The sequence below is a fragment of the Rhizobium sp. TRM95796 genome, assembly GCF_025779995.1.
Taxonomy (GTDB): domain Bacteria; phylum Pseudomonadota; class Alphaproteobacteria; order Rhizobiales; family Rhizobiaceae; genus Rhizobium_E.
In genome coordinates, this window is sequence record NZ_JAOXHE010000012.1 from 171517 (window position 1) to 189785 (window position 18269).

Here is an 18269-nt window from a genome sequence, read left to right on the forward strand (position 1 = left end):
CGCATGCGGCTTACTCCCCGTCGCGATAGGTGTTGATCACGGTGGCGCGACGTTCGGCGTCGATCGGGCTCATGCCGCGCGGGCCGACCAGATCGGTGGGGTTGGAGATCTGCGCAGCGAGGTTCTGCTGGCTCGCGCAGCCGAAGTTCTCCCAATTCTCGTTGTCGCGCAAAGTGCGGCCGAACATGTCCGTCGGCCATTGTCCGCAGCCTTCGGTCACCGCCTTGACGGCCACGAAACTGAGGCGAACCGGCGCAGACGCCTCTGGGGACGGCGAGGCGTAGGTCGAGGTGACGATGCGCTGCGGCTTGACGCCATAGCTGGCCAGCGCCTGCCGGATCTCGCCGCTCAGCCGATGGGAGGCGGCCGAATTGGGCGCGCCCACGGGAATTGCGACGGTCATCGTGCTCTTGGAGGTCGTGGTGTAATCCTGGGCGAAGCCGCGGATCAGGTCGCGGGTGGCGGCTGTGAGGCCCGTCTCGCCGGCGCCCACCGGAACGTCCAGATCGTGGCGAACCTCGGCGAGCATGATCGGATGGCGAGTGCGGTAGTCGTCGGGGATCGATCCCGTCGTCTGCAGATCCCGCTTGGAGGCGCAGGACGAGGCCGCCAGCGCCGCGATGAGCGCAAGCGCGACGCCGCCGCCGCGACGAAGACGGAAACCGGTGCGGACCTGGCGCTTGGTCGAAGAAGTCGTCATCGCTCGCAATCCTTACTTGTAGATGTAGCCGACGGCGCCGTTGTAGCGGCCGGGAGTCTTGGTGGTTTCGCGCAGGCCGTAGACCTTGTTGACGCGATTGAGGAAATACATGGCGACATCGCCCTCCGGCACGAGGTTGTCGTCGGGGCGCGCCAGCTTGGACCGCTCGACGGGGCGCACGAGATAGGGCGTCGCGATGATGACCAGTTCGGTGGCGTTGCGCTGGAAATCGCGCGAGCGGAACAGCGTGCCCAGGATCGGGATCTGCGCGAGGGCCGGGTTGCCGGACATGGCCTGGCGGACTTCGTCGCGCACCAGGCCGCCGATGACGATGGAGCCGCCGGACGGAAGTTCCACGGTGGTCGACGCCTCGCGCTTGCGAATGCCGAGATAGGTCAAGCCGGGAACGTTCTCGCGCGTCGCCATGGAGGCCGCCCCCTCGAAAGTCGGTTCGGACACTTCGGTTTCGACCTTGAGCGAAATGCGGCCGGGCGACAGAACGACCGGCTTGAAGTTCAGGCGGATGCCGTATTCGACGGACGAATATTCGCGCGACACGCCGCCGTCTTCGTCGATGTCCTGGCTTGAGGCGATGCGGAAGTCGCCGCCGACATAGAATCTCGCCGCTTCGCCCGAGATCGCGGTCAGGCTCGGCTCGGCGAGCGTGCGCATGACGCCGGCCTGCTCCATGGCGTTGACATAGGTCGAAAGATCCAGGGCGCCGATGGAGCCCGTGGCGCTCGCGGCCGCGCGCCAGTTGATGGAGCCGCCGAGATTGGTCGGGTTCTGGAAGCTGATGCCGCCATTGTCGCCGGAGATCGAGGTGTTGAAGCCCAACTGCTTGACGACGCTGCGGCTGACTTCGGCCACCGTGACCTTCAACGTCACCTGGTCCTCGGCCTCGATGGTCAACATGTTGACGATCTGCGATTTCTGGCGCGATTCGTTGAACAGGGCGACGGAGGAATCGCCGGTCGCCGAGGTCGAACTGGCGGAAATGTTGCGCGTGGTCGCTTCACCGCCCGTCACGAAGATCTGCGCGAGACGTTCCGCCTGGGCGGCGTCCTGAGGCGTGCGCACGGTGCCGGAGAGAACGATGTTGTCGGAGATGATTTCGACCTGGATGTCGGAATCGGGCAGGAAGCGCTTGAGCTGCGTCTGCAATGTGGAGATGTCGCGTTCGATCTCGAGATCGATCGTCACCAGTTCCTCGCCGCCTGCGCCGAAAATGAACACATTGGTCTGGCCGACCGTCTTGCCGAACATGTAAAGGCGGGTGGAGGTCCGGGTGACGGCGTCCGCGATGGAGGGATCGGCCACGAGAATGTCATGCGCGTCGACAGGCAAATCGATGACGATCGCCTTGTTGAGGCCGAGCTTCAGGCTCTTGGTCACCCCGGGTCCGACCTGGGAAATCTTGTAGATCGATTGCGTCGCGGCGAGCGCGTCCGGCATCGACAGGTAAGGGGCGCCGGGAATGCCTGCGAAGCCGAGCGAGAAGCTCAGCATGGCGGTCATCGGCAGAAGGATTTTCTTGTTTGTGACGCTCACGGTTCCGCTCCCGATCAATGGCTGTCGTTTTCAGGGACTTGGCTGGTGCTGAGCTTCTGGATCACACCCGACTTGATCACCTGGACGGAGCCCTCGCCCGCCTCGCCCGAAAGAAGATGTTTTGCGACGACGGAATCGGGCTCCTGCGCATCGGCGACAGAGCGGAGGGCGAGCGTCAGTCGATCGGCCATCTGTTGGGCCACGGCGATGACCTTGGCCTGGTCCGGGGTCAGCTCGAGGGTGGCGGTGGTGCCGACCACCGTCTTTTGGCCCTCTTCCTTTTCCTGGATTTCCTGGTCGATGGCCAGGACGCGGATGTTGCTGAGGATGGTCTCGGTGTCATAGGCGCCCTCGTCGGACTTCTTGACCATGATCACGTCGACGCGGTCGTTGGGCAGAATGAAGCCGCCGGCGCTGGTCGACACCGAGATTTCCGTGCCGACGGCGCGTTTGCCCGAGGGCAGCAGCGACGACATGACGGCGCCCGCGGGATCTGCGATCTTTTCCGGCCTGATCGGTTCACCCTCGAAGATCGGCATGCGGACGATGGCGCCGTTGAGCTCCTTCAGCGCATCCGGCCGCTTTTCGACGGTGATGAAGCCTTCGACGACGCCGTTTTGCGGCCAGCCGACCCATTTCATCGACTCTTCGTTGAGCCGCGCGCCGATCGGCAGATTGGCCGAGGCGACCAACACGTCGACGACCGGCTCCTTCTGGATCACGGTTTCGGACTGCATCTGGACGACAGTCTCACCGCGCCTCAAATTCATGGCCATGAAAGCGGCCGCGCCGGCCGCGACGACGGCGACAGTGAGAATGATCAAACGGGCGGGTTTCATTCCGAGGTCCCTGCGAATGGATGAATTTCCAACCGCAGAATGATCAGGAATTGGTGTAATTATAGTTAACGAAAAGGTTACGAAGACGGTAAACGAAAGGTTTCCGCTGAGGAGCCGTCAAAAAGACGGCGGAATAATCCCCATGGAAAAGCCCGCCTGAGGGGGCGGGCTCTTCGGATCGCGATCGACGTGATCGGAAGGATCAGGTCACGTTCAGCTTGGTCGACAGCGTGTTGAACTGGGTGTTCAGCTTGTTGCCGAGCGTGGTCGCGCCGGTGATGAGGGCGACGGAGATCAGGGCGGCGATCAGGCCGTATTCGATTGCGGTGGCGCCAGACTCGTCATTCATGAAGCGAGAAAAAATCGAGGACATCATTGTCTCCTGTGGGGTGAACTTCAGCACTTCCGTCAACTGTTTCCGTCGATCGGATGAGCACACCCTAGCGGTCAGCTGATTGCGACCGCCTTAACAGACTAGGTTAAAATATACTTTCGTGAGCCATGCTATTTCTTGTGGTGAATCATTTGAAAAAAGCCCCGGTAAAATTCGAGCTTTCTGTTTTTCGCAAATACCATAGTTTGACCCACTGGATTTCACGGCTTTGCAATCGGCTTCTCTTGGCGGGAAGCGCTATGCTGGGACGCCACCGGCGCCGAGCGGGACGACGGAGGACCGCCCTGTGTCCGAATGCGAAACAGTCTTGACGTTTACAAACGGGACTCGGCGCGCGAATTTAACACATTGCAACGAGAGAGAGAGCCGGCGGATCGAGCCGGTCATGGAGACCACGTCATGCGCCGAAATCCGTGGCTCAACCACGGCGGTCGCGACCTGCCTGAAGAACGAGGAACCACACATGTCTCGCCGAACGCCAGAAGCGGAAACGGCGACAGAACAGCCTGAAAGTTAGGAAGGGACTCGTGATCGGGCCAGCCCCGGCGATCAACCCGGAAAAATGCCAACGATGCTCTGGAACATCGGCGACTGCGGGAACGTCGCGAAGGCTGCAGCGCCGATCGCGATGCCGTAGGGGACCTTGTTGGCCTGCATCATCGTGGCAGGCACCGGCAGACCCGAGGCGATAATTAAATTCGAGTTGGCGCGCAGCAGCAGGACGACGATCGATAAAACACCGCCAAACAGACCGACATAGGCGAAATAATTTACGGCGGCGGCAGTCCAGCCATACCAGATCGCGCTGGCGGCCAGGATTTTTGCATCGCCCCCGCCCATGACACGGAGTGCGAACAGCGCAAACCCGGCCACAAACACGGTGAGGCCCGTCAGCAGATGCCATCCGAAATCGACGACCGACAGCCCTGAAAACGGCGCGATGAGAAGAAAGGATGCGACCAGAATAACCGAGAGACGGTTGGGAATGGTCATCGACAAAAAGTCGTTCGTCGCTGCCATCGCCATGCAGAGCGGAAATATCACTAGAACCGCAGCTGTCAGCATGGCGTCTTTCCTTTTCCGTGTGAAAGAAGAGCGTTATTGACCCGCCCAGGCATTTTCAATCGTGTTGCTGATGCCGTAGAACTGGCCGTTCAGCCGATTGCTGAAGGCGCCGAAACCACCCAGAAGCGCAACGCTGATGATGGCGGCGATCAAGCCATATTCCACCGCGGTCGCGCCGGACCTATCGGTAAGGAAACTCTCGATCAGCTTTGTCATGCGCTTCCCTTCCGACGTCCAACGAACTGTCGCGACCCTAGAGCAGCTTGATTACGTTTTCTTTAATCCGGCCGCCGCGCACGGTTTGCGCGGACGACACAAAGAACCGACAGCGACATGCCTTGGCCGGCAGACCTGCCGTTAGGTCACGTTCAACTTGGTCGACAGCGTGTTGAACTGGGTGTTCAGCGAGTTTCCGAGCGCAGTGGCGCCGGTGATGAGTGCGACGGAAATGAGCGCGGCGATGAGGCCATATTCAATAGCGGTGGCGCCGGAATCATCCGCCATGAACTTGTTGAGCAGACGGGACATAGTAACCCTCCATAACTGTGCCAGAAATCCGTCGCCCCTTTGGCGACGGAGGCGCAAGATAAGCCTATATTCTTGATTTCTGCTTTAGATGTTTGGTTAACACCACGCCGGAAATCGTAGCAATTACGTATAAAGACACGGTTGCCCGCATGATCATCTTCAGGATCGATCATTTCCGGCATAATTGCGCATCGCTGTGTGGATGGGCCGGGCTGCTTTTGTTGAGACCCGCCGCCGTCCGTTAAGCGGCCATTTACCCTTTCGCCGCATAATTTCTGCAAATCGTTCCATGATCGGATCTGCCCATGCGTTTGCCGACCTTCTTCGCTTTGCTCGGATCTTGCCTCGCCGTCGTTTCGGGCGCGTCGGCTGCGCATGCCGAGGACGCTTTCATGCAGGTCTTCCTCAATCATGCGAAGGTCCTGAAGCTGGATCGCCCGGTCGCCAAGGTCATCGTCGGCAATGCGGCGGTCGCCGATGCGACGGTCGCGGACGCCAAGACGATCGTGCTCACCGGAAAGGCATTCGGCACCACCAACCTCGTGCTCCTCGACGCCGCCGGCGACGCCATGCTCGACGAACGGATCCTGGTGTCGATCGACGAAGACAATACGCTGAGGCTGTTCCGGCAGACCGAGCGCACCGTCTATTCCTGCACGCCGGCCTGCGAGCAGCATCAGGCTTTGAACGGGGCCGGGATCAACTGATCCTTTCGGATCTCTCAAACAGATCGCTAAAATTTGGCGAGGCCGGAAAACCCGGATTTAAGTCGGAACGCCTATCGTAACACGACGTTCATGACGACGACAAAGGGCTCCGATGCTGGGAGACAGGTTTCTGAAGAAGGCGCGGCGCGTCTTTGGCGGATTTCGACGCGCCTCGGACGGCGCCGCAGCGATCGAATTCGCCATTCTCATCCTGCCGTTCGCCATTCTGGTGTTTGCGATCTTCGAGACGTTCACCGCCTTTGCGGGTGAAACGCTCGTCAACAACGCCGTCGACACGATGGCGCGCAGGATCCGCACCGGCGAGATCACATTCGGCCAGGGCAAATCGACCGACATGACCGAAGCGGAATTCCGCCAGGCGTTCTGCGATGAAATCGCCGTCTTTCATATGTGCGACGACGCCGAAGCCTCCACACCCGCAAAGCTCTACATCGATGTTCGGCAATTCGCATCTTACTCTGACATGCCGCTCGATGTTCCCAAGATTTCCAGCGCGGCCTATTCGGATCTCGACACCACCGAATTCGCTTTCTCTCCCGGCGGGGCCGACAGCAAGAACATGTTGCGCGCCTATTATCGCTGGAGCGTGATCACCGATCTCGTCCGCCCCTATGTCGCCAATCTCAAGCCATCGGGCGAGGCCAGGCCCACCCAGTTCCTCATCGTCGCCACGTCGGTTTTCGAGAACGAAGATTATGAATGAGCGCTTGCGAAACCTCCTGCGTCATCGCCCGCTGAATCTTCGCCACATGGTCGGCGACCGGTCCGGCGCCAGCGCCATCGAATTCGCCTTCCTGATGCCGGTGCTGATCGCCCTTTATCTCTCCTCCTACGAAATCACGACGGCCTACACCGCCTCGACCAAAGCGCTGAAGGCGGCAAGCACGGTGGCAGATGCGGTGGCGCGGCAAAACTCGGTGAGTAAAGCTTCGCTCGCAGACATGATGGATGCCGTCCGGGCGACGCTGGCGCCGGACAGCGCCGAGGGTGTAGGGCTCAAGATCAGCGGCGTCTCGGTCGACAGCGCTGGCAACGCGCGCGTTCTGTGGTCGTGGAGCCAGGACGGCGATGCGCCTTATGTGAAAGGCAGCGAGGTGGATGCGCCGGACGATCTCAAGACGCCATCGAGCTTTTTGATCCGGGCCGAAGTGTCTGCCCCGCACGAGATCCTGCTTTACATGACCAGCGCGGGTTCCTTCGACCGATCGACGAGGAGCATCACCCTGCATCGCGAATTCTACTTCAAGCAGCGCCTGGGCGACGAAATTCCCTGCAGCGACTGCTCCTGACAGGCGGTCGACTTGCCAAGGGCGGCTGCGCCGCTTAACTGTCGCGTGACTATTCTCATCCGCACAGGATCCGCATGGCCCGCGTCTTTCTCTTCGTGCTCGACTCCTTCGGCATCGGAAACGCGCCGGACGCAGAACGATATGGCGATCTCGGGGCGGATACGCTCGGCCATATCGCCGAATTCTGCGCGGCGGGGGCAGCCGATCGCGCGGGACTTCGCGAAGGCCCGTTGATGCTTCCGCATATGACCAGCCTCGGCCTCCTGCACGCCTATGTCGCCGCCAATGGCGTGTTGCCGGCCGGCATGCGCCATGCGCCGCGGCTGCTCGGCGCCTTCGCCGCCGCCCAGGAAACGTCGAAGGGCAAGGATACGCCCTCGGGCCATTGGGAGATCGCCGGCGCGCCCGTCATGTTCGACTGGGGTTATTTCCCGAGCCAGGGCGACGCCTTTTCGCCCGATCTCGTCGCGCAGATCTGCCAGGCGGCGGACCTGCCCGGCATTCTCGGCAATTGCCACGCTTCGGGCACCGACATCATCGCGCGTCTCGGCGAGGAGCATATGCGGACGGGAAAGCCGATCTGCTACACCTCTTCGGATTCGGTGTTTCAGATCGCCGCCCATGAACAGACATTCAGGCTCGACCGTCTGCTGGCGTTGTCGGAAATCGTGCGCGGCATTCTCGATCCGCTCAATATCGGCCGCGTCATCGCCCGGCCCTTCCTCGGCGACAGCGCCGAGACCTTCGAGCGGACCGGCAATCGACGCGATTTCTCCGTCCTGCCGCCGGAAGCGACGTTGCTCGATCGACTGACTGCGGCCGGCCGCTCGGTTCACGCGGTCGGCAAGATCGGCGACATCTTCGCCCATCAGGGCGTGTCGACCCTGACCAAGGCGAACGGCAATATGGCGCTGTTCGACGCTTCGCTGGACGTGATGGACAAAGCCGAAGACGGCGATCTCGTCTTCACCAATTTCGTCGATTTCGACATGCTCTACGGCCATCGCCGCGATGTCGCCGGCTATGCGGCGGCGCTCGAGGCCTTCGACGACAGGCTGCCGGATTTCGCCGCGCGCATGAAGCAGGGCGACGTCGCCATCCTCACTGCCGATCACGGCTGCGATCCGACCTGGCGCGGCGCGGATCATACGCGCGAGCAGGTCCCGGCGCTGATGTTCGGCCCCTCGGTGCGGCCCGTCTCGCACGGCGTGCGCAGAAGCTTCGCCGATATCGGCGAGACGGTGGCGCAGATTCTCGGCGTCGAAGCCGGCCCGCATGGGACGGGATTCTGGTCCCCTGCAGGCTGAAACGCCTGATTTCCGCCTCTTTGATGGGGATGACAAGGCAAAGGCGAAATGGGCGCTTGCGGGGCCGCCGCCATCGTGGAAAAACTCGGTCGACAGCAGACAAGAACAAGAAAAGGCATCCCGACATGGACGGCGTGACAGTCATCAATCATCCGCTCGTGCAGCACAAGCTCACGATCATGCGCAAGAAGGAAACCTCGACCGCCGGCTTCCGCCGCCTGCTGCGCGAGATCTCCACCCTGCTCTGCTATGAAGTCACCCGCGACCTCGAGATCACCTATGAAGAGATCGAAACGCCGCTCGTGCCGATGACCGCGCCGATCCTCGAAGGCAAGAAGTTGGTTTTCGCCTCGATCCTGCGCGCCGGCAACGGCCTGCTCGAAGGCATGCTGGACCTCGTGCCCTCGGCCCGCGTGTCGCATATCGGCGTCTATCGCGACCATGAAACGCTGAAGCCGGTCGAATATTACTTCAAGTCGCCGGAAGACATCAACGAGCGGCTAGTGATCGTGGTCGACCCGATGCTCGCCACCGGCAATTCCTCGATCGCCGCGATCGACAAGCTCAAGGAGCGCGGCGCGACCAATATCCGTTTCCTGTGTCTGCTGGCGGCGCCGGAAGGCATCAAGAACTTCCACGCCTTCCATCCGGATGTGCCGGTCTACACCGCCTCGATCGACAGTCATCTCAACGAGAAGGGCTATATCGTTCCCGGTCTCGGCGACGCCGGCGACCGCATGTACGGAACGAAGTGACCGGGTTTCTTAAATCGGATTTAACGCTTTTCTCGAAAAAGCCTGGAAGGCGCCGTTCGGCGCCTTTGTTTTTACATATCTCTTAGCAAATCCGCACTAGCGTCATTCTCCTGTATGCATGGGAGAATTCTATGATCGGGCGCGCGCTCCTCATCTGGTGCTCGGTGATCGTGGTGGCCGTCAACGTGCCGGCGATGGTCGATCCGGCCAAGAAACACAGCTCGGACGGCGAGACCGCGCCGATCGGCGCGTCCGCCGCTCCGTCGCGCAGCTATGTGCTGAAATCCAACGACTCAGGTCATTTCGAGGGTCGATTTCGGCTGAACGGCAAGCCGCTGGACGCAATGATCGACACCGGCGCGACCTTCGTCACCATCAACGAGGCAGACGCCCGCAATCTCGGTTATGGCGGCAACGAACTGAATTTCCGCTATCAGGTCGACACCGCCAACGGTCCCGCCAAGGCGGCGCGCATCCAGCTGCGCTCGGTTGAAATCGGCACGGTGCAGGTGCGCAATGTCGATGCGCTGGTGCTGAGGGGCCGCAAGCTCGCCTCGCCGCTGATCGGCATGAGCTTCATGCGCAAGCTCGATTCCTACTCCGCCGACAATAGCGAAATGCGGCTGGTCAACTGATCCGCTTGATCAGGACGGTCCGAGCCGGAGCCGGCTCGTCGGCGATCGTCACGCAATCGAGGAAGGCGGAAGCCCCCCTCGCCGCCGCCGCGTCGTCCGCGGCATGAACAACAGCGAGCGGCTCGCCGGCGATGATCTTTCTTCCAATCGGCGCGATATCCGTAAAGCCGGTGCGGTGGTCGACGGCGTCTTCAGGCCTCAGACGCCCGCCGCCGAGCCCGATCACCGCCAGGCCGACCTCTCGGGTGCGATAGAAGGCGACGAAGCCGGATTTCGGGGCTGGAATCGGGCGGACAACCGGCGCTTTCGGCAGACGGGCGCGCCAGGACGTGGTGAAATCGATCGGCCCGCCCTGGGCATGCGCCATGCGGCCAAAGACCTCCATCGCCCGACCGGAGGACAGGGCCGCTTCCGCCGTCCGTTCCGCCTCGACGAGATCTCCCGCAAGGCCGGCATTGACCAGCATTTCCGCCGCAAACGCCATGACGACCTGATGGATGCGCGTTCCGGACTTGCCGCCTTCGAGAAACTCCATGGCATGGGCGACTTCGACGGCGTTGCCGGCGCAATCGGCGAGCGGCTCGTTCATGTCGGTGATCAGCGCAGAGGTCTTAACGCCCGCGCCATTGGCGACATCGACGATCGAGCGCGCCAACGTTTCGGCTTCTTCCATGCTCTGCATGAAGGCGCCGTTGCCGGTCTTCACGTCCATGACCAGGGATTGCAGGCCGGCCGCCAGCTTCTTTGATAGGATGGAGCCGGTGATCAGCGGCACGGAATCCACCGTGGCGGTGACGTCACGGATGGCGTAGAGGCGTTTGTCAGCGGGCGCGATCTGACCGGTCTGGCCGACGATGGCGCAGCCCACATTCCGCACGATCGCGGAAAAGCGCTCCTTGTCCGGAAAAATGTCGTAGCCCGGAATCGATTCCAGCTTGTCGAGCGTGCCGCCGGTATGGCCGAGGCCGCGCCCGGAGATCATCGGCACGGCGAGCCCGCAGGCAGCCACGATCGGCGCCAGCATCAGCGAGACATTGTCGCCGACGCCGCCGGTCGAATGCTTGTCGCCGATCGGCCGTTCGAGATCCGGCCAGGTCATGACGTCGCCGGAATCCCGCATCGCCAGCGTCAGCGCCACGGTCTCCTCGGCGCTCATGCCGGAGAACCATACGGCCATGGCGAAGGCCGCCACCTGTCCCTCCGAGATCTCGTTGCGCGAAAGCGCGCTGACGAAATCGTAGATGACGGCGGGCGGCAACGTCTCGCCATTCCGCTTGGCGCGGATCACTTCCTGCGGGATCATGCGGGCGTTCTCCTTCAGCCGATGACGTCGGTGTCGAAGCTGAACGGGAGGAGCTCGTCCATCGTCATCGTCTTCCTCACGCCGGTCTCGTCACAGAGATAGATGCGCGTGTCGCGGTCGGCGAATTCGGCGATTTTCTGGCGGCAGCCGCCGCAGGGCGGGCACAGCGCCATCTTCTCGGCGATCACGGCGATCTCGACGATCTTCTTGGCGCCGCCCATCACCATGGCGCCGATCGCCGTGCATTCGGCGCACCAGCCCTGCGGAAAGGCGAGGTTCTCTATATTGGCGCCCTTGTAGATGACGCCGTCCTCGGCGCGGATCGCCGCGCCGACGGGGAATTTGGAATAGGGCGCATAGCATTTGCCCATGGCGTCTTTCGCCGCCTCGAAAAGCTGGTTCAGCGACATCTCAGCGCTCCTTCACATAGGGGACGCCGGCCGCCTTGGGCGGCATGGCCTTGCCGATGAAGCCCGCGAGCAGCACGACGGTGAGGATATAGGGCAGCGCCGTCCAGAGCTGCACGGGGATCTCTCCGATCAACGGCACCGGCTGGCCCTGCATGGCGATGGACAGCGACTCCAGGAATCCGAACAGCAGGCAGGTGAGCAGGATGTTCTTCGGCTTCCAGTTGGCGAAGACCAGCGCCGCGAGCGCGATGAAGCCCTTGCCGGCCGACATGCCTTTGGTGAAACCGCCGCTGACGGCCATCGACAGAAACGCGCCGGCGAGGCCGACGAAGACGCCGCCCAGCAGCACCGCCATGTAGCGCAGTCGCGCCACGGAGATGCCGGCCGTATCCACCGCGCCCGGATTTTCACCCACGGCGCGCAGGCGCAGGCCGAAGCGGGTCCGATAGAGGATCCACCAGGTCAACGGGATCATCGCGAAGGCGAAATAAGTGAGCAGGTGGTGGCCTGACAGGATGCGCTCGTAGAAGACGCCGATGACCGGAATCTGACCGATCTCGGCGGCGAGCGGCAATTGCACCGTCTGCAGTTTTGCGTCGCCCGAGAGCGAGGGCGTGCGGCCTGCCATGTTGAACCAGGCCTGGCCGATGATCACCGTCGCGCCCATGGCGACGAAGTTGATCGCCGTTCCCGAGACGACCTGATTGCCGCGCTGGGAGATCGAGGCGTAGCCATGCACGGCCGAAAACGCCACCGCGCAGAGGATGGCCGAAGCGATGCCGAGCACGGCCGAGCCGGTGACCGCGGCGCCGGATGCGCCGGCGAAGGCGGCCGCCAGCAGCTTACCTTCGAGGCCGATATCGACGACGCCGGAGCGTTCGGCATAGAGGCCGGCAAGCGCGGTCAGGATCAACGGCACGGACATGCGGATCGTGCCCTGGAGGACAGAGACCCACCAATCGATATTTTCCATGATCAGCCTCCAGCAGCTTCGGTGGTGGGCGCGCCGCCGCGGCGCATGCGGGCGAAGGTCATCGTCACGGCGGGGCGGAACAGATGCTCCAGCGCGCCGGCGAACAGGATGACCAGACCCTGGATGATGACGATCATGTCGCGCGAGATGTTGGGCATCTCGAAGGCGATCTCGGCGCCGCCCTGATAGAGCATGCCGAACAGGATCGAGGCGAGAATGATGCCGACCGGATGCGACCGGCCCATCAGCGCCACGGCGATGCCGACGAAGCCGGCGCCGGCGACGAATTCCTGCTGAATGCGGAACTGGTCGCCCATGATCGAATTGATCGCGAGCAATCCGGCCAGCGCGCCCGAAATCAGCATGGTGACGATGATGATCTTCTTCTCGGAGATGCCGGCGTAACGCGCCGCGCCGGCGCTGTGGCCGAGCGTGCGCATTTCATAGCCGAGCCGCGTGCGCCAGATCAGCAACCAGACCAGGTAACAGGCGAGAAGCGCCAGCAGGAAGCTGAGGTTGAACGGCGAATTGCGATTGTCGAGGCCGAAGATCGCCAGCAGCCAATCGAGCTTCGGCAATTGCCCGCCGGCCTCGAAGGTGCGCGACTGGATCGCCATCGAGCCGAAGGGCTTGAAGACGTTGATCAGCATCCACAGCATCAGGCTGTTGGCCATATAGTTGAACATGATCGTGGTGATGACGATGTGGCTGCCGCGATAGGCCTGCAGCCAGGCCGGCACCAGCGACCAGAGCGCGCCGGTGGCGATGCTGCCGACGATGGCGAGCGGGAACACCACATACCAGGGAAGCGTGGAATCGAACATCAGGCAGGCGGCAGCCACGCCGATGCCGCCGATATAGGCCTGGCCCTCGACGCCGATATTGAACAGGCCGGCATGGGCCGCGACCGCCACGGCGAGACCCGCAAAGATGAAGTTGGTGGCGTAAAACAGCGTGTAGCCGACACCTTCGCCGGAGCCGAAGGCCCCGGTGATCATCAGTTCGGCGGCGCGCAGCGGATTTTCGCCGACGAACAGCACGACGAGGCCCGAAATCAGGAAGGCCGCGATGAGATTGAGCAGCGGGATCAGGCCATATTCGGCCCAATTCGGCAGCTTGGCAAAGGGCGCGCTCATTCGGCTGCCTCCTTCTTGTCTTCCACGCCCGCCATCAGCAGGCCGATTTCCCCTTCCGGCGCATCCGGGCTGCGTTCGCCCACGACGCGGCCGGCGAACATCACCAGTATGCGGTCCGACAGCGAGCGGATCTCGTCGAGTTCGACCGAGACCAGCAGGATGGCCTTGCCGGCGTCGCGCATTTCGATGATGCGGCGATGGATGAATTCGATCGCGCCGACATCGACGCCGCGCGTCGGCTGGCCGATGACCAGCACGTCGGGATTCTGCTCCATCTCGCGCGCCAGCACGATCTTCTGCTGGTTGCCGCCCGAGAAATTGGCGGTCTTGAGACGTGGATTGGGCGGACGGATGTCGTATTGGGCAATCTTGGCCTCGGCGTCCTTGCGGATCGCATCAACATCGAGCAGCCAGCCCTTGGTGTATTGCGGCGCGTTGTGATAGCCGAGAATGGCGTTTTCCGCCTCCTCGAACTTCAGCACCAGACCGGTGTGATGGCGGTCTTCCGACACATGCGCGAGACCGCGGCGACGCAGGTCGGCCGGGTCGCCATGGCCCGTCACGTCGACCGGCTTGCCGTTGAGTTCGACCCTGCCGGTCAGCGCGCGGCGCATGCCGGCGATGGCTTCCATGAGCTCCGACTGGCCGTTGCCGGCGACCCCGGCGATGCCGACGATTTCGCCGGCGCGCACATCGAAGGAGACGTCGTCGACCATGGTCACGCCGCGGCTGTCCCTGACGGTGAGATTGCGCACCGACAGCTTGACGCCCGAGGGATTGGCCTCGCCTTTTTCCACGCGCAGCAGAACCCGGCGGCCGACCATCAGTTCTGCGAGTTCCTCCACCGTCGTCTCTGCGGTCGTGCGGGTCGCGACGATCTCGCCGCGCCGCATCACCGACACTTCGTCGGTGATCGCCATGATCTCGCGCAGTTTGTGGGTGATCAGCAGGATCGTCTTTCCCTGTTCCTTGAGCTGGGCGAGGATCCGGAACAGGTGATCGGCCTCGGCCGGCGTCAACACGCCCGTCGGTTCGTCGAGAATGAGGATTTCGGCGCCGCGGAACAGGGCTTTGAGGATTTCGACGCGCTGCTGGATGCCGACCGGCAATTCCTCGATCGTGGCGTCGGGGTCGACCTCCATCTCATATTCCTGCTCGAGCCGCTTCAGCTCGGCGCGCGCCTTGGCGATGCCCTTGTTGAGAATAGGCGAATCCTCGGCGCCGAGCATGATGTTCTCGAGCACGGTGAAATTTTCCACCAGCATGAAATGCTGGTGGACCATGCCGATGCCGGCGGAAATCGCCGCGTTCGGATCCTTGATATGGGCCTTCTGGCCGTCGATGTGGATTTCGCCCTTGTCGGCCTGGTAGAAGCCGTAGAGGATCGACATCAATGTGGATTTGCCGGCGCCGTTTTCCCCGATGATGCCGTGGATGGCGCCCTTGCGGACCTTGAGGTCGATGTTCTTGTTGGCGTGGACGGGGCCGAAACTCTTGTCGATGCCCTTGAGTTCAATTGCAAGTTCGCTCATGACAGCCCATATCGGAACGGCCGGCCAACAGGGCGCGGCTTTCTGGACGGATAGTGTTGAGGTTTGGGACGCCTGTCCAGCGGCTTTCGCCAGCCAGCGACGGAGAAAACGCCATGAGCGACGAAGACCTTTCGGCCCGCGTGACGCTGCTCGAGGAAACAATCGCGCATCAGAGCCGCATGATCGAGGATCTGTCCGGACAGATCGCCGGGCAGTGGAAAATCATCGACCAGCTTCAATTCCGCGTGGAACGGCTCACCGAGCAGTTCCGCGCGCTCGAGGACGCCGCGCTCGAAGCGCCGGGCATCGCCAAGCCACCCCATTATTGATTGTTCGCCCCGTTCATCCGCAGGGTTTTCTTCCCAAAAAAAGAACCGCCCTGGCTTACGCCAGGACGGGTCTCTCATGCGTTCAGCCGATCAATAGGGGCACTTCTCGTCGGACATGTAATCGTGCACCTGAACGGCGCCCGAGATGATGTCCGCCTTGGCCTTGTCGAGGGCTGCGGTCATTTCGGCGGTGATGAGCGGCTTGTTGTTGTCGTCCATCGCGGCGCCGACGCCGTCTTCCTTGAGGCCGAGGTTCTGAATGTCGGCGACGAACTTGTCGGTCTTCACGTCGTTGAACGAATTGTAGACGGCGACGTCGACGCGCTTCAGCATCGAGGTGAGAACCTTGCCCGGCTGCATGCCGTTCTGGTTGGAGTCGACGCCGATGCCGAGCTTGCCGGCTTCCGCGGCGGCTTGGAGAACGCCGACGCCGGTTCCGCCGGCGGCGTGGTAGACCACGTCAGCGCCCTGGGCGATCTGCGACTTGGCGATTTCGCCGCCCTTGACCGGGTCGTTCCAGGCGCTCGGATCAGAGCCGGTATAGGCCTGGAACACTTCGGCGTCCTTGTTGACCGACTTCACGCCGCCGACATAGCCGCAGGCGAATTTGTGGATCAGCGGAATGTCCATGCCGCCGACGAAGCCGACCTTGCCGGACTTCGCCGCCATGCCTGCGAGCACGCCGACGAGGTAGGAGCCTTCCTGTTCCTTGAAGACGATCGACTTCACGTTCGGCTTGCCCGTCACGACCATGTCGATGATGGCGAATTTGGTGTCGGGATATTCGCCCGCGACCTTTTCGAGGGCTGCGGCCCAGGAGAAGCCGGCCACGACGATCGGGTTGTTGCCGTCGCCGGCGAACTTGCGCAGCGCCTGTTCGCGCTGGGCGTCGTTGGCGATTTCGAATTCGCGATAGGCGATGCCGGTGTCGGCCTTGAACTTTTCTGCGCCGTTATAGGCGGCTTCGTTGAACGACTTGTCGAACTTGCCGCCCAGATCGTAGATGATTGCCGGCTTCACATCGGCGGCGAAAGCGGATGCGGCCATCGACGCCGTCGCCATCAGTGTCAAAAGGATTTTTTTCATTGTTCTTTCCCTGTTGCCTCACAGTTTTGCGGAATTAGCCGGAGACCCCTCTAACGGCTCTCAACTAACGGCCCTGCCTCTTTCCCTCTCGAGGACGAGCGCGGAGCATCCTTGCATGGCTAGGGGAAAAATTCACCAAAAATTTTTCAGTTGGTAAAAATCGGGCCACCCCACTGTTTTCATAAGCGAAAACAGTGGGGTGGCCCCTTTAGGAACGGATCTATGCTAGGCGATGCAGGCGACGCCCGTGCCCTTCAATCCACAATAACCGCCGGGATTCTTGGCGAGATATTGCTGGTGATAGTCTTCGGCGAAATAGAAGGGGCCGGCGTCCATGATCTCGGTGGTGATGCGCGTCTTGCGGCCGGCGCGGTCGAGCGAGGCCTGATAGGCGTCGCGCATCGCCTCGGCGACCCGCTTCTGTTCGTCGGTATAGACATAGATCGCCGAGCGATAGGTGGTGCCGATGTCGTTGCCCTGACGCATGCCCTGGGTCGGGTCATGCTCCTCGAAGAACAGTTTCAACAGGCTTTCGAGCGTCACGATCCTGGGATCATAGACCACCAGCACCACTTCCGTATGACCGGTCAGCCCGGTCGTGGTTTCCTGATAAGTCGGATTGCGGGTGAAGCCGCCGGAATAGCCGACCGCGGTCACATGAACGCCCGGCGTCTTCCAGAACAGGCGTTCGGCGCCCCAGAAGCAGCCGAGGCCCAGCAGGATCTGTTCGGTCCCTTCCGGATAGGGGCCTTTGAGCGGCCGCCCATTGACGAAATGCGTCTCGGCCGTCGGCAACTCCGTTTCGCGCCCCGGCAGGGCGTGCGCGGCATCGGGCATCACGGTCTTCTTGTTGAACATGTCGATCAGGAACATGGTCTATCCTTTCCTTGTTCGAAACATCGAAAGCGGCGCCAGCGCCGGCAGTCGCCACGTCTCGGCGCGCCGATCAGCCGAACCGGCGGCGGGCCGGCAGTTTCGCCGCCGCGACGGGGCTGCGATAGGCGGCGAGATAGAGAATCAGCGACAGGCAGAGAAGCACCACGAAGGCGGGCTGGGTCAAAATCCAGGCGATCACGTCGTCCCAGATAAAATCGGACATGTGCGACTGCACATAAAGCTCGGCTTCCAGCACCACATCGGGATAAAGCCCGAACAGGGCGTTGCCGAGCGATGTGATCACCACGCCATTGGCCGCGACCGACTGGATGGCGTCGACGACGCCCGCGAACACCGCGCAGGCGAGCAACACCATACTGACGAATCGCAACACCAGCAGCATGCCGCCACCCGGTCCTTTCTGCACGAGGCCGCGGCGCGCCCGGGCCATCTCTCTGGAGACGCTGTACGCGTCAAGCCCAAGAAGTAGCGGTGCGCCCCCCGACTTTCAATGCCGCCGGGCCATCGCCTTCATTTTCCGCATCAAAATTCTGTCATGAAGGGTTGATTATCGCCACAGCATCGGTATAGATCGCGCCCGAACGACGCGCCGGACAAAACCGGTCCATATCAAGCGCTTCGCGACGCCCCCCGGGGTGAAGGACAGGTGGCCGAGCGGTTGAAGGCGCACGCCTGGAACGCGTGTGTACGTGAAAGCGTACCGAGGGTTCGAATCCCTCTCTGTCCGCCATTTCCTACTCTGCTTCCCCTCATGCACCCGACCGCAGCGCAATGCGCTTTTTCCTTTGGCAGCGGCGGCGGTTGTTTCTATG

At 62.1% G+C, this 18269-nt stretch carries 22 protein-coding genes and 1 tRNA gene; 8 read left to right on the forward strand and 15 right to left on the reverse strand.

Features of this window, described 5'->3' with window-relative positions:
* Positions 1–10 precede the first annotated feature (10 nt).
* The 7 genes from OCK01_RS22870 to OCK01_RS22900 form a co-directional block, all read right to left on the reverse strand.
* Positions 11–700: a CpaD family pilus assembly protein gene (locus OCK01_RS22870; RefSeq protein WP_263825970.1), complete on the reverse strand. Its 690-nt coding sequence runs from the start codon at positions 698–700 to the stop codon at positions 11–13.
* Positions 701–712: 12 nt separating this feature from the next.
* Entirely contained in the window at positions 713–2218 is a 1506-nt protein-coding gene (locus OCK01_RS22875) for a type II and III secretion system protein family protein (RefSeq protein WP_182829354.1), read from the reverse strand.
* A 47-nt stretch (positions 2219–2265) separates the two neighbouring features.
* A complete protein-coding gene (gene cpaB / locus OCK01_RS22880; RefSeq protein ID WP_182827856.1) occupies positions 2266–3090 on the reverse strand; it encodes a Flp pilus assembly protein CpaB in 825 nt (274 codons plus the stop codon).
* Between the two features lie 202 nt (positions 3091–3292).
* Entirely contained in the window at positions 3293–3463 is a 171-nt protein-coding gene (locus tag OCK01_RS22885; RefSeq protein WP_182827857.1) for a Flp family type IVb pilin, read from the reverse strand.
* Between the two features lie 570 nt (positions 3464–4033).
* Positions 4034–4549, reverse strand: a complete 516-nt coding sequence (locus OCK01_RS22890; RefSeq protein ID WP_263825971.1) for a prepilin peptidase — start codon at positions 4547–4549, stop codon at positions 4034–4036.
* 33 nt (positions 4550–4582) lie between these two features.
* Positions 4583–4765: a Flp family type IVb pilin gene (locus OCK01_RS22895; protein ID WP_182827859.1), complete on the reverse strand. Its 183-nt coding sequence runs from the start codon at positions 4763–4765 to the stop codon at positions 4583–4585.
* A gap of 141 nt (positions 4766–4906) precedes the next feature.
* A complete protein-coding gene (locus tag OCK01_RS22900) occupies positions 4907–5077 on the reverse strand; it encodes a Flp family type IVb pilin (protein WP_182827860.1) in 171 nt (56 codons plus the stop codon).
* Between the two features lie 305 nt (positions 5078–5382).
* On the opposite strand from OCK01_RS22900, the gene OCK01_RS22905 reads away from it, so the two are divergent.
* From OCK01_RS22905 to OCK01_RS22930, 6 genes are all read left to right on the forward strand, one after another.
* A complete protein-coding gene (locus OCK01_RS22905; RefSeq protein ID WP_263825972.1) occupies positions 5383–5784 on the forward strand; it encodes a pilus assembly protein N-terminal domain-containing protein in 402 nt (133 codons plus the stop codon).
* 112 nt (positions 5785–5896) lie between these two features.
* Positions 5897–6508, forward strand: a complete 612-nt coding sequence (locus OCK01_RS22910; protein WP_263825973.1) for a TadE/TadG family type IV pilus assembly protein — start codon at positions 5897–5899, stop codon at positions 6506–6508.
* Between the two features lie 4 nt (positions 6509–6512).
* Positions 6513–7094, forward strand: coding sequence for a TadE/TadG family type IV pilus assembly protein (locus OCK01_RS22915; RefSeq protein WP_263825974.1), 582 nt, complete (start codon positions 6513–6515; stop codon positions 7092–7094).
* Positions 7095–7168: 74 nt separating this feature from the next.
* Positions 7169–8401 carry a phosphopentomutase gene (locus OCK01_RS22920; protein WP_263825975.1) on the forward strand — a complete coding sequence of 411 codons (1233 nt, stop codon included), beginning with the start codon at positions 7169–7171 and terminating at the stop codon, positions 8399–8401.
* A gap of 125 nt (positions 8402–8526) precedes the next feature.
* On the forward strand, positions 8527–9156 hold the full coding sequence (upp, locus tag OCK01_RS22925; RefSeq protein WP_263825976.1) for a uracil phosphoribosyltransferase: 630 nt from the start codon (positions 8527–8529) through the stop codon (positions 9154–9156).
* A gap of 131 nt (positions 9157–9287) precedes the next feature.
* Positions 9288–9791: a TIGR02281 family clan AA aspartic protease gene (locus tag OCK01_RS22930; protein WP_263825977.1), complete on the forward strand. Its 504-nt coding sequence runs from the start codon at positions 9288–9290 to the stop codon at positions 9789–9791.
* Here the strand turns inward: OCK01_RS22930 and deoA are convergent.
* From deoA to OCK01_RS22955, 5 genes are read right to left on the reverse strand one after another with little or no spacing between them, the layout of a single operon-like run.
* Positions 9784–11094, reverse strand: coding sequence for a thymidine phosphorylase (gene deoA, locus OCK01_RS22935; RefSeq protein ID WP_263825978.1), 1311 nt, complete (start codon positions 11092–11094; stop codon positions 9784–9786). The two genes, OCK01_RS22930 and deoA, sit on opposite strands and share 8 nt — an antisense overlap.
* A gap of 14 nt (positions 11095–11108) precedes the next feature.
* Positions 11109–11504, reverse strand: a complete 396-nt coding sequence (locus OCK01_RS22940) for a cytidine deaminase (RefSeq protein ID WP_263825979.1) — start codon at positions 11502–11504, stop codon at positions 11109–11111.
* Between the two features lies 1 nt (position 11505).
* On the reverse strand, positions 11506–12477 hold the full coding sequence (locus OCK01_RS22945; protein ID WP_263825980.1) for an ABC transporter permease: 972 nt from the start codon (positions 12475–12477) through the stop codon (positions 11506–11508).
* Between the two features lie 2 nt (positions 12478–12479).
* A complete protein-coding gene (locus OCK01_RS22950; protein ID WP_263825981.1) occupies positions 12480–13613 on the reverse strand; it encodes an ABC transporter permease in 1134 nt (377 codons plus the stop codon).
* Entirely contained in the window at positions 13610–15145 is a 1536-nt protein-coding gene (locus OCK01_RS22955; protein WP_263825982.1) for an ABC transporter ATP-binding protein, read from the reverse strand. Before OCK01_RS22955 ends, OCK01_RS22950 begins: the two co-directional genes overlap by 4 nt.
* Before the next feature lie 113 nt (positions 15146–15258).
* Here OCK01_RS22955 and OCK01_RS22960 point away from each other — a divergent pair, with 113 nt between their 5' ends.
* On the forward strand, positions 15259–15474 hold the full coding sequence (locus OCK01_RS22960; protein WP_182827867.1) for a SlyX family protein: 216 nt from the start codon (positions 15259–15261) through the stop codon (positions 15472–15474).
* Positions 15475–15564: 90 nt separating this feature from the next.
* On the opposite strand, the gene OCK01_RS22965 is transcribed toward OCK01_RS22960, so the two are convergent.
* From OCK01_RS22965 to OCK01_RS22975, 3 genes are all read right to left on the reverse strand, one after another.
* Positions 15565–16560, reverse strand: a complete 996-nt coding sequence (locus tag OCK01_RS22965; protein WP_263825983.1) for a BMP family lipoprotein — start codon at positions 16558–16560, stop codon at positions 15565–15567.
* 225 nt (positions 16561–16785) lie between these two features.
* Entirely contained in the window at positions 16786–17433 is a 648-nt protein-coding gene (gene msrA, locus OCK01_RS22970) for a peptide-methionine (S)-S-oxide reductase MsrA (RefSeq protein ID WP_263825984.1), read from the reverse strand.
* A gap of 73 nt (positions 17434–17506) precedes the next feature.
* Complete coding sequence (locus OCK01_RS22975; protein ID WP_263825985.1) at positions 17507–17887, reverse strand: hypothetical protein; 381 nt, start codon at positions 17885–17887, stop codon at positions 17507–17509.
* Positions 17888–18097: 210 nt separating this feature from the next.
* On the opposite strand from OCK01_RS22975, the gene OCK01_RS22980 reads away from it, so the two are divergent.
* Positions 18098–18187 (forward strand) — tRNA-Ser (locus OCK01_RS22980).
* Positions 18188–18269 lie beyond the last annotated feature (82 nt).

Excerpts from the sequence above, each read along its gene's own strand:
- OCK01_RS22905 (WP_263825972.1), top strand. The coding sequence starts at position 5,383 with ATGCGTTTGCCGACCTTCTTCGCTTTGCTCGGATCTTGCCTCGCCGTC.
- upp (WP_263825976.1), top strand. The coding sequence starts at position 8,527 with ATGGACGGCGTGACAGTCATCAATCATCCGCTCGTGCAGCACAAGCTC.
- OCK01_RS22910 (WP_263825973.1), top strand. The coding sequence starts at position 5,897 with ATGCTGGGAGACAGGTTTCTGAAGAAGGCGCGGCGCGTCTTTGGCGGA.
- msrA (WP_263825984.1), bottom strand. The coding sequence starts at position 17,433 with ATGTTCCTGATCGACATGTTCAACAAGAAGACCGTGATGCCCGATGCC.
- deoA (WP_263825978.1), bottom strand. The coding sequence starts at position 11,094 with ATGATCCCGCAGGAAGTGATCCGCGCCAAGCGGAATGGCGAGACGTTG.
- OCK01_RS22920 (WP_263825975.1), top strand. The coding sequence starts at position 7,169 with ATGGCCCGCGTCTTTCTCTTCGTGCTCGACTCCTTCGGCATCGGAAAC.
- OCK01_RS22875 (WP_182829354.1), bottom strand. The coding sequence starts at position 2,218 with ATGACCGCCATGCTGAGCTTCTCGCTCGGCTTCGCAGGCATTCCCGGC.
- OCK01_RS22930 (WP_263825977.1), top strand. The coding sequence starts at position 9,288 with ATGATCGGGCGCGCGCTCCTCATCTGGTGCTCGGTGATCGTGGTGGCC.
- OCK01_RS22975 (WP_263825985.1), bottom strand. The coding sequence starts at position 17,887 with ATGGCCCGGGCGCGCCGCGGCCTCGTGCAGAAAGGACCGGGTGGCGGC.
- OCK01_RS22890 (WP_263825971.1), bottom strand. The coding sequence starts at position 4,549 with ATGCTGACAGCTGCGGTTCTAGTGATATTTCCGCTCTGCATGGCGATG.
- OCK01_RS22945 (WP_263825980.1), bottom strand. The coding sequence starts at position 12,477 with ATGGAAAATATCGATTGGTGGGTCTCTGTCCTCCAGGGCACGATCCGC.
- OCK01_RS22900 (WP_182827860.1), bottom strand. The coding sequence starts at position 5,077 with ATGTCCCGTCTGCTCAACAAGTTCATGGCGGATGATTCCGGCGCCACC.
- OCK01_RS22950 (WP_263825981.1), bottom strand. The coding sequence starts at position 13,613 with ATGAGCGCGCCCTTTGCCAAGCTGCCGAATTGGGCCGAATATGGCCTG.
- OCK01_RS22885 (WP_182827857.1), bottom strand. The coding sequence starts at position 3,463 with ATGTCCTCGATTTTTTCTCGCTTCATGAATGACGAGTCTGGCGCCACC.
- OCK01_RS22965 (WP_263825983.1), bottom strand. The coding sequence starts at position 16,560 with ATGAAAAAAATCCTTTTGACACTGATGGCGACGGCGTCGATGGCCGCA.
- OCK01_RS22960 (WP_182827867.1), top strand. The coding sequence starts at position 15,259 with ATGAGCGACGAAGACCTTTCGGCCCGCGTGACGCTGCTCGAGGAAACA.
- OCK01_RS22940 (WP_263825979.1), bottom strand. The coding sequence starts at position 11,504 with ATGTCGCTGAACCAGCTTTTCGAGGCGGCGAAAGACGCCATGGGCAAA.
- cpaB (WP_182827856.1), bottom strand. The coding sequence starts at position 3,090 with ATGAAACCCGCCCGTTTGATCATTCTCACTGTCGCCGTCGTCGCGGCC.
- OCK01_RS22955 (WP_263825982.1), bottom strand. The coding sequence starts at position 15,145 with ATGAGCGAACTTGCAATTGAACTCAAGGGCATCGACAAGAGTTTCGGC.
- OCK01_RS22895 (WP_182827859.1), bottom strand. The coding sequence starts at position 4,765 with ATGACAAAGCTGATCGAGAGTTTCCTTACCGATAGGTCCGGCGCGACC.
- OCK01_RS22870 (WP_263825970.1), bottom strand. The coding sequence starts at position 700 with ATGACGACTTCTTCGACCAAGCGCCAGGTCCGCACCGGTTTCCGTCTT.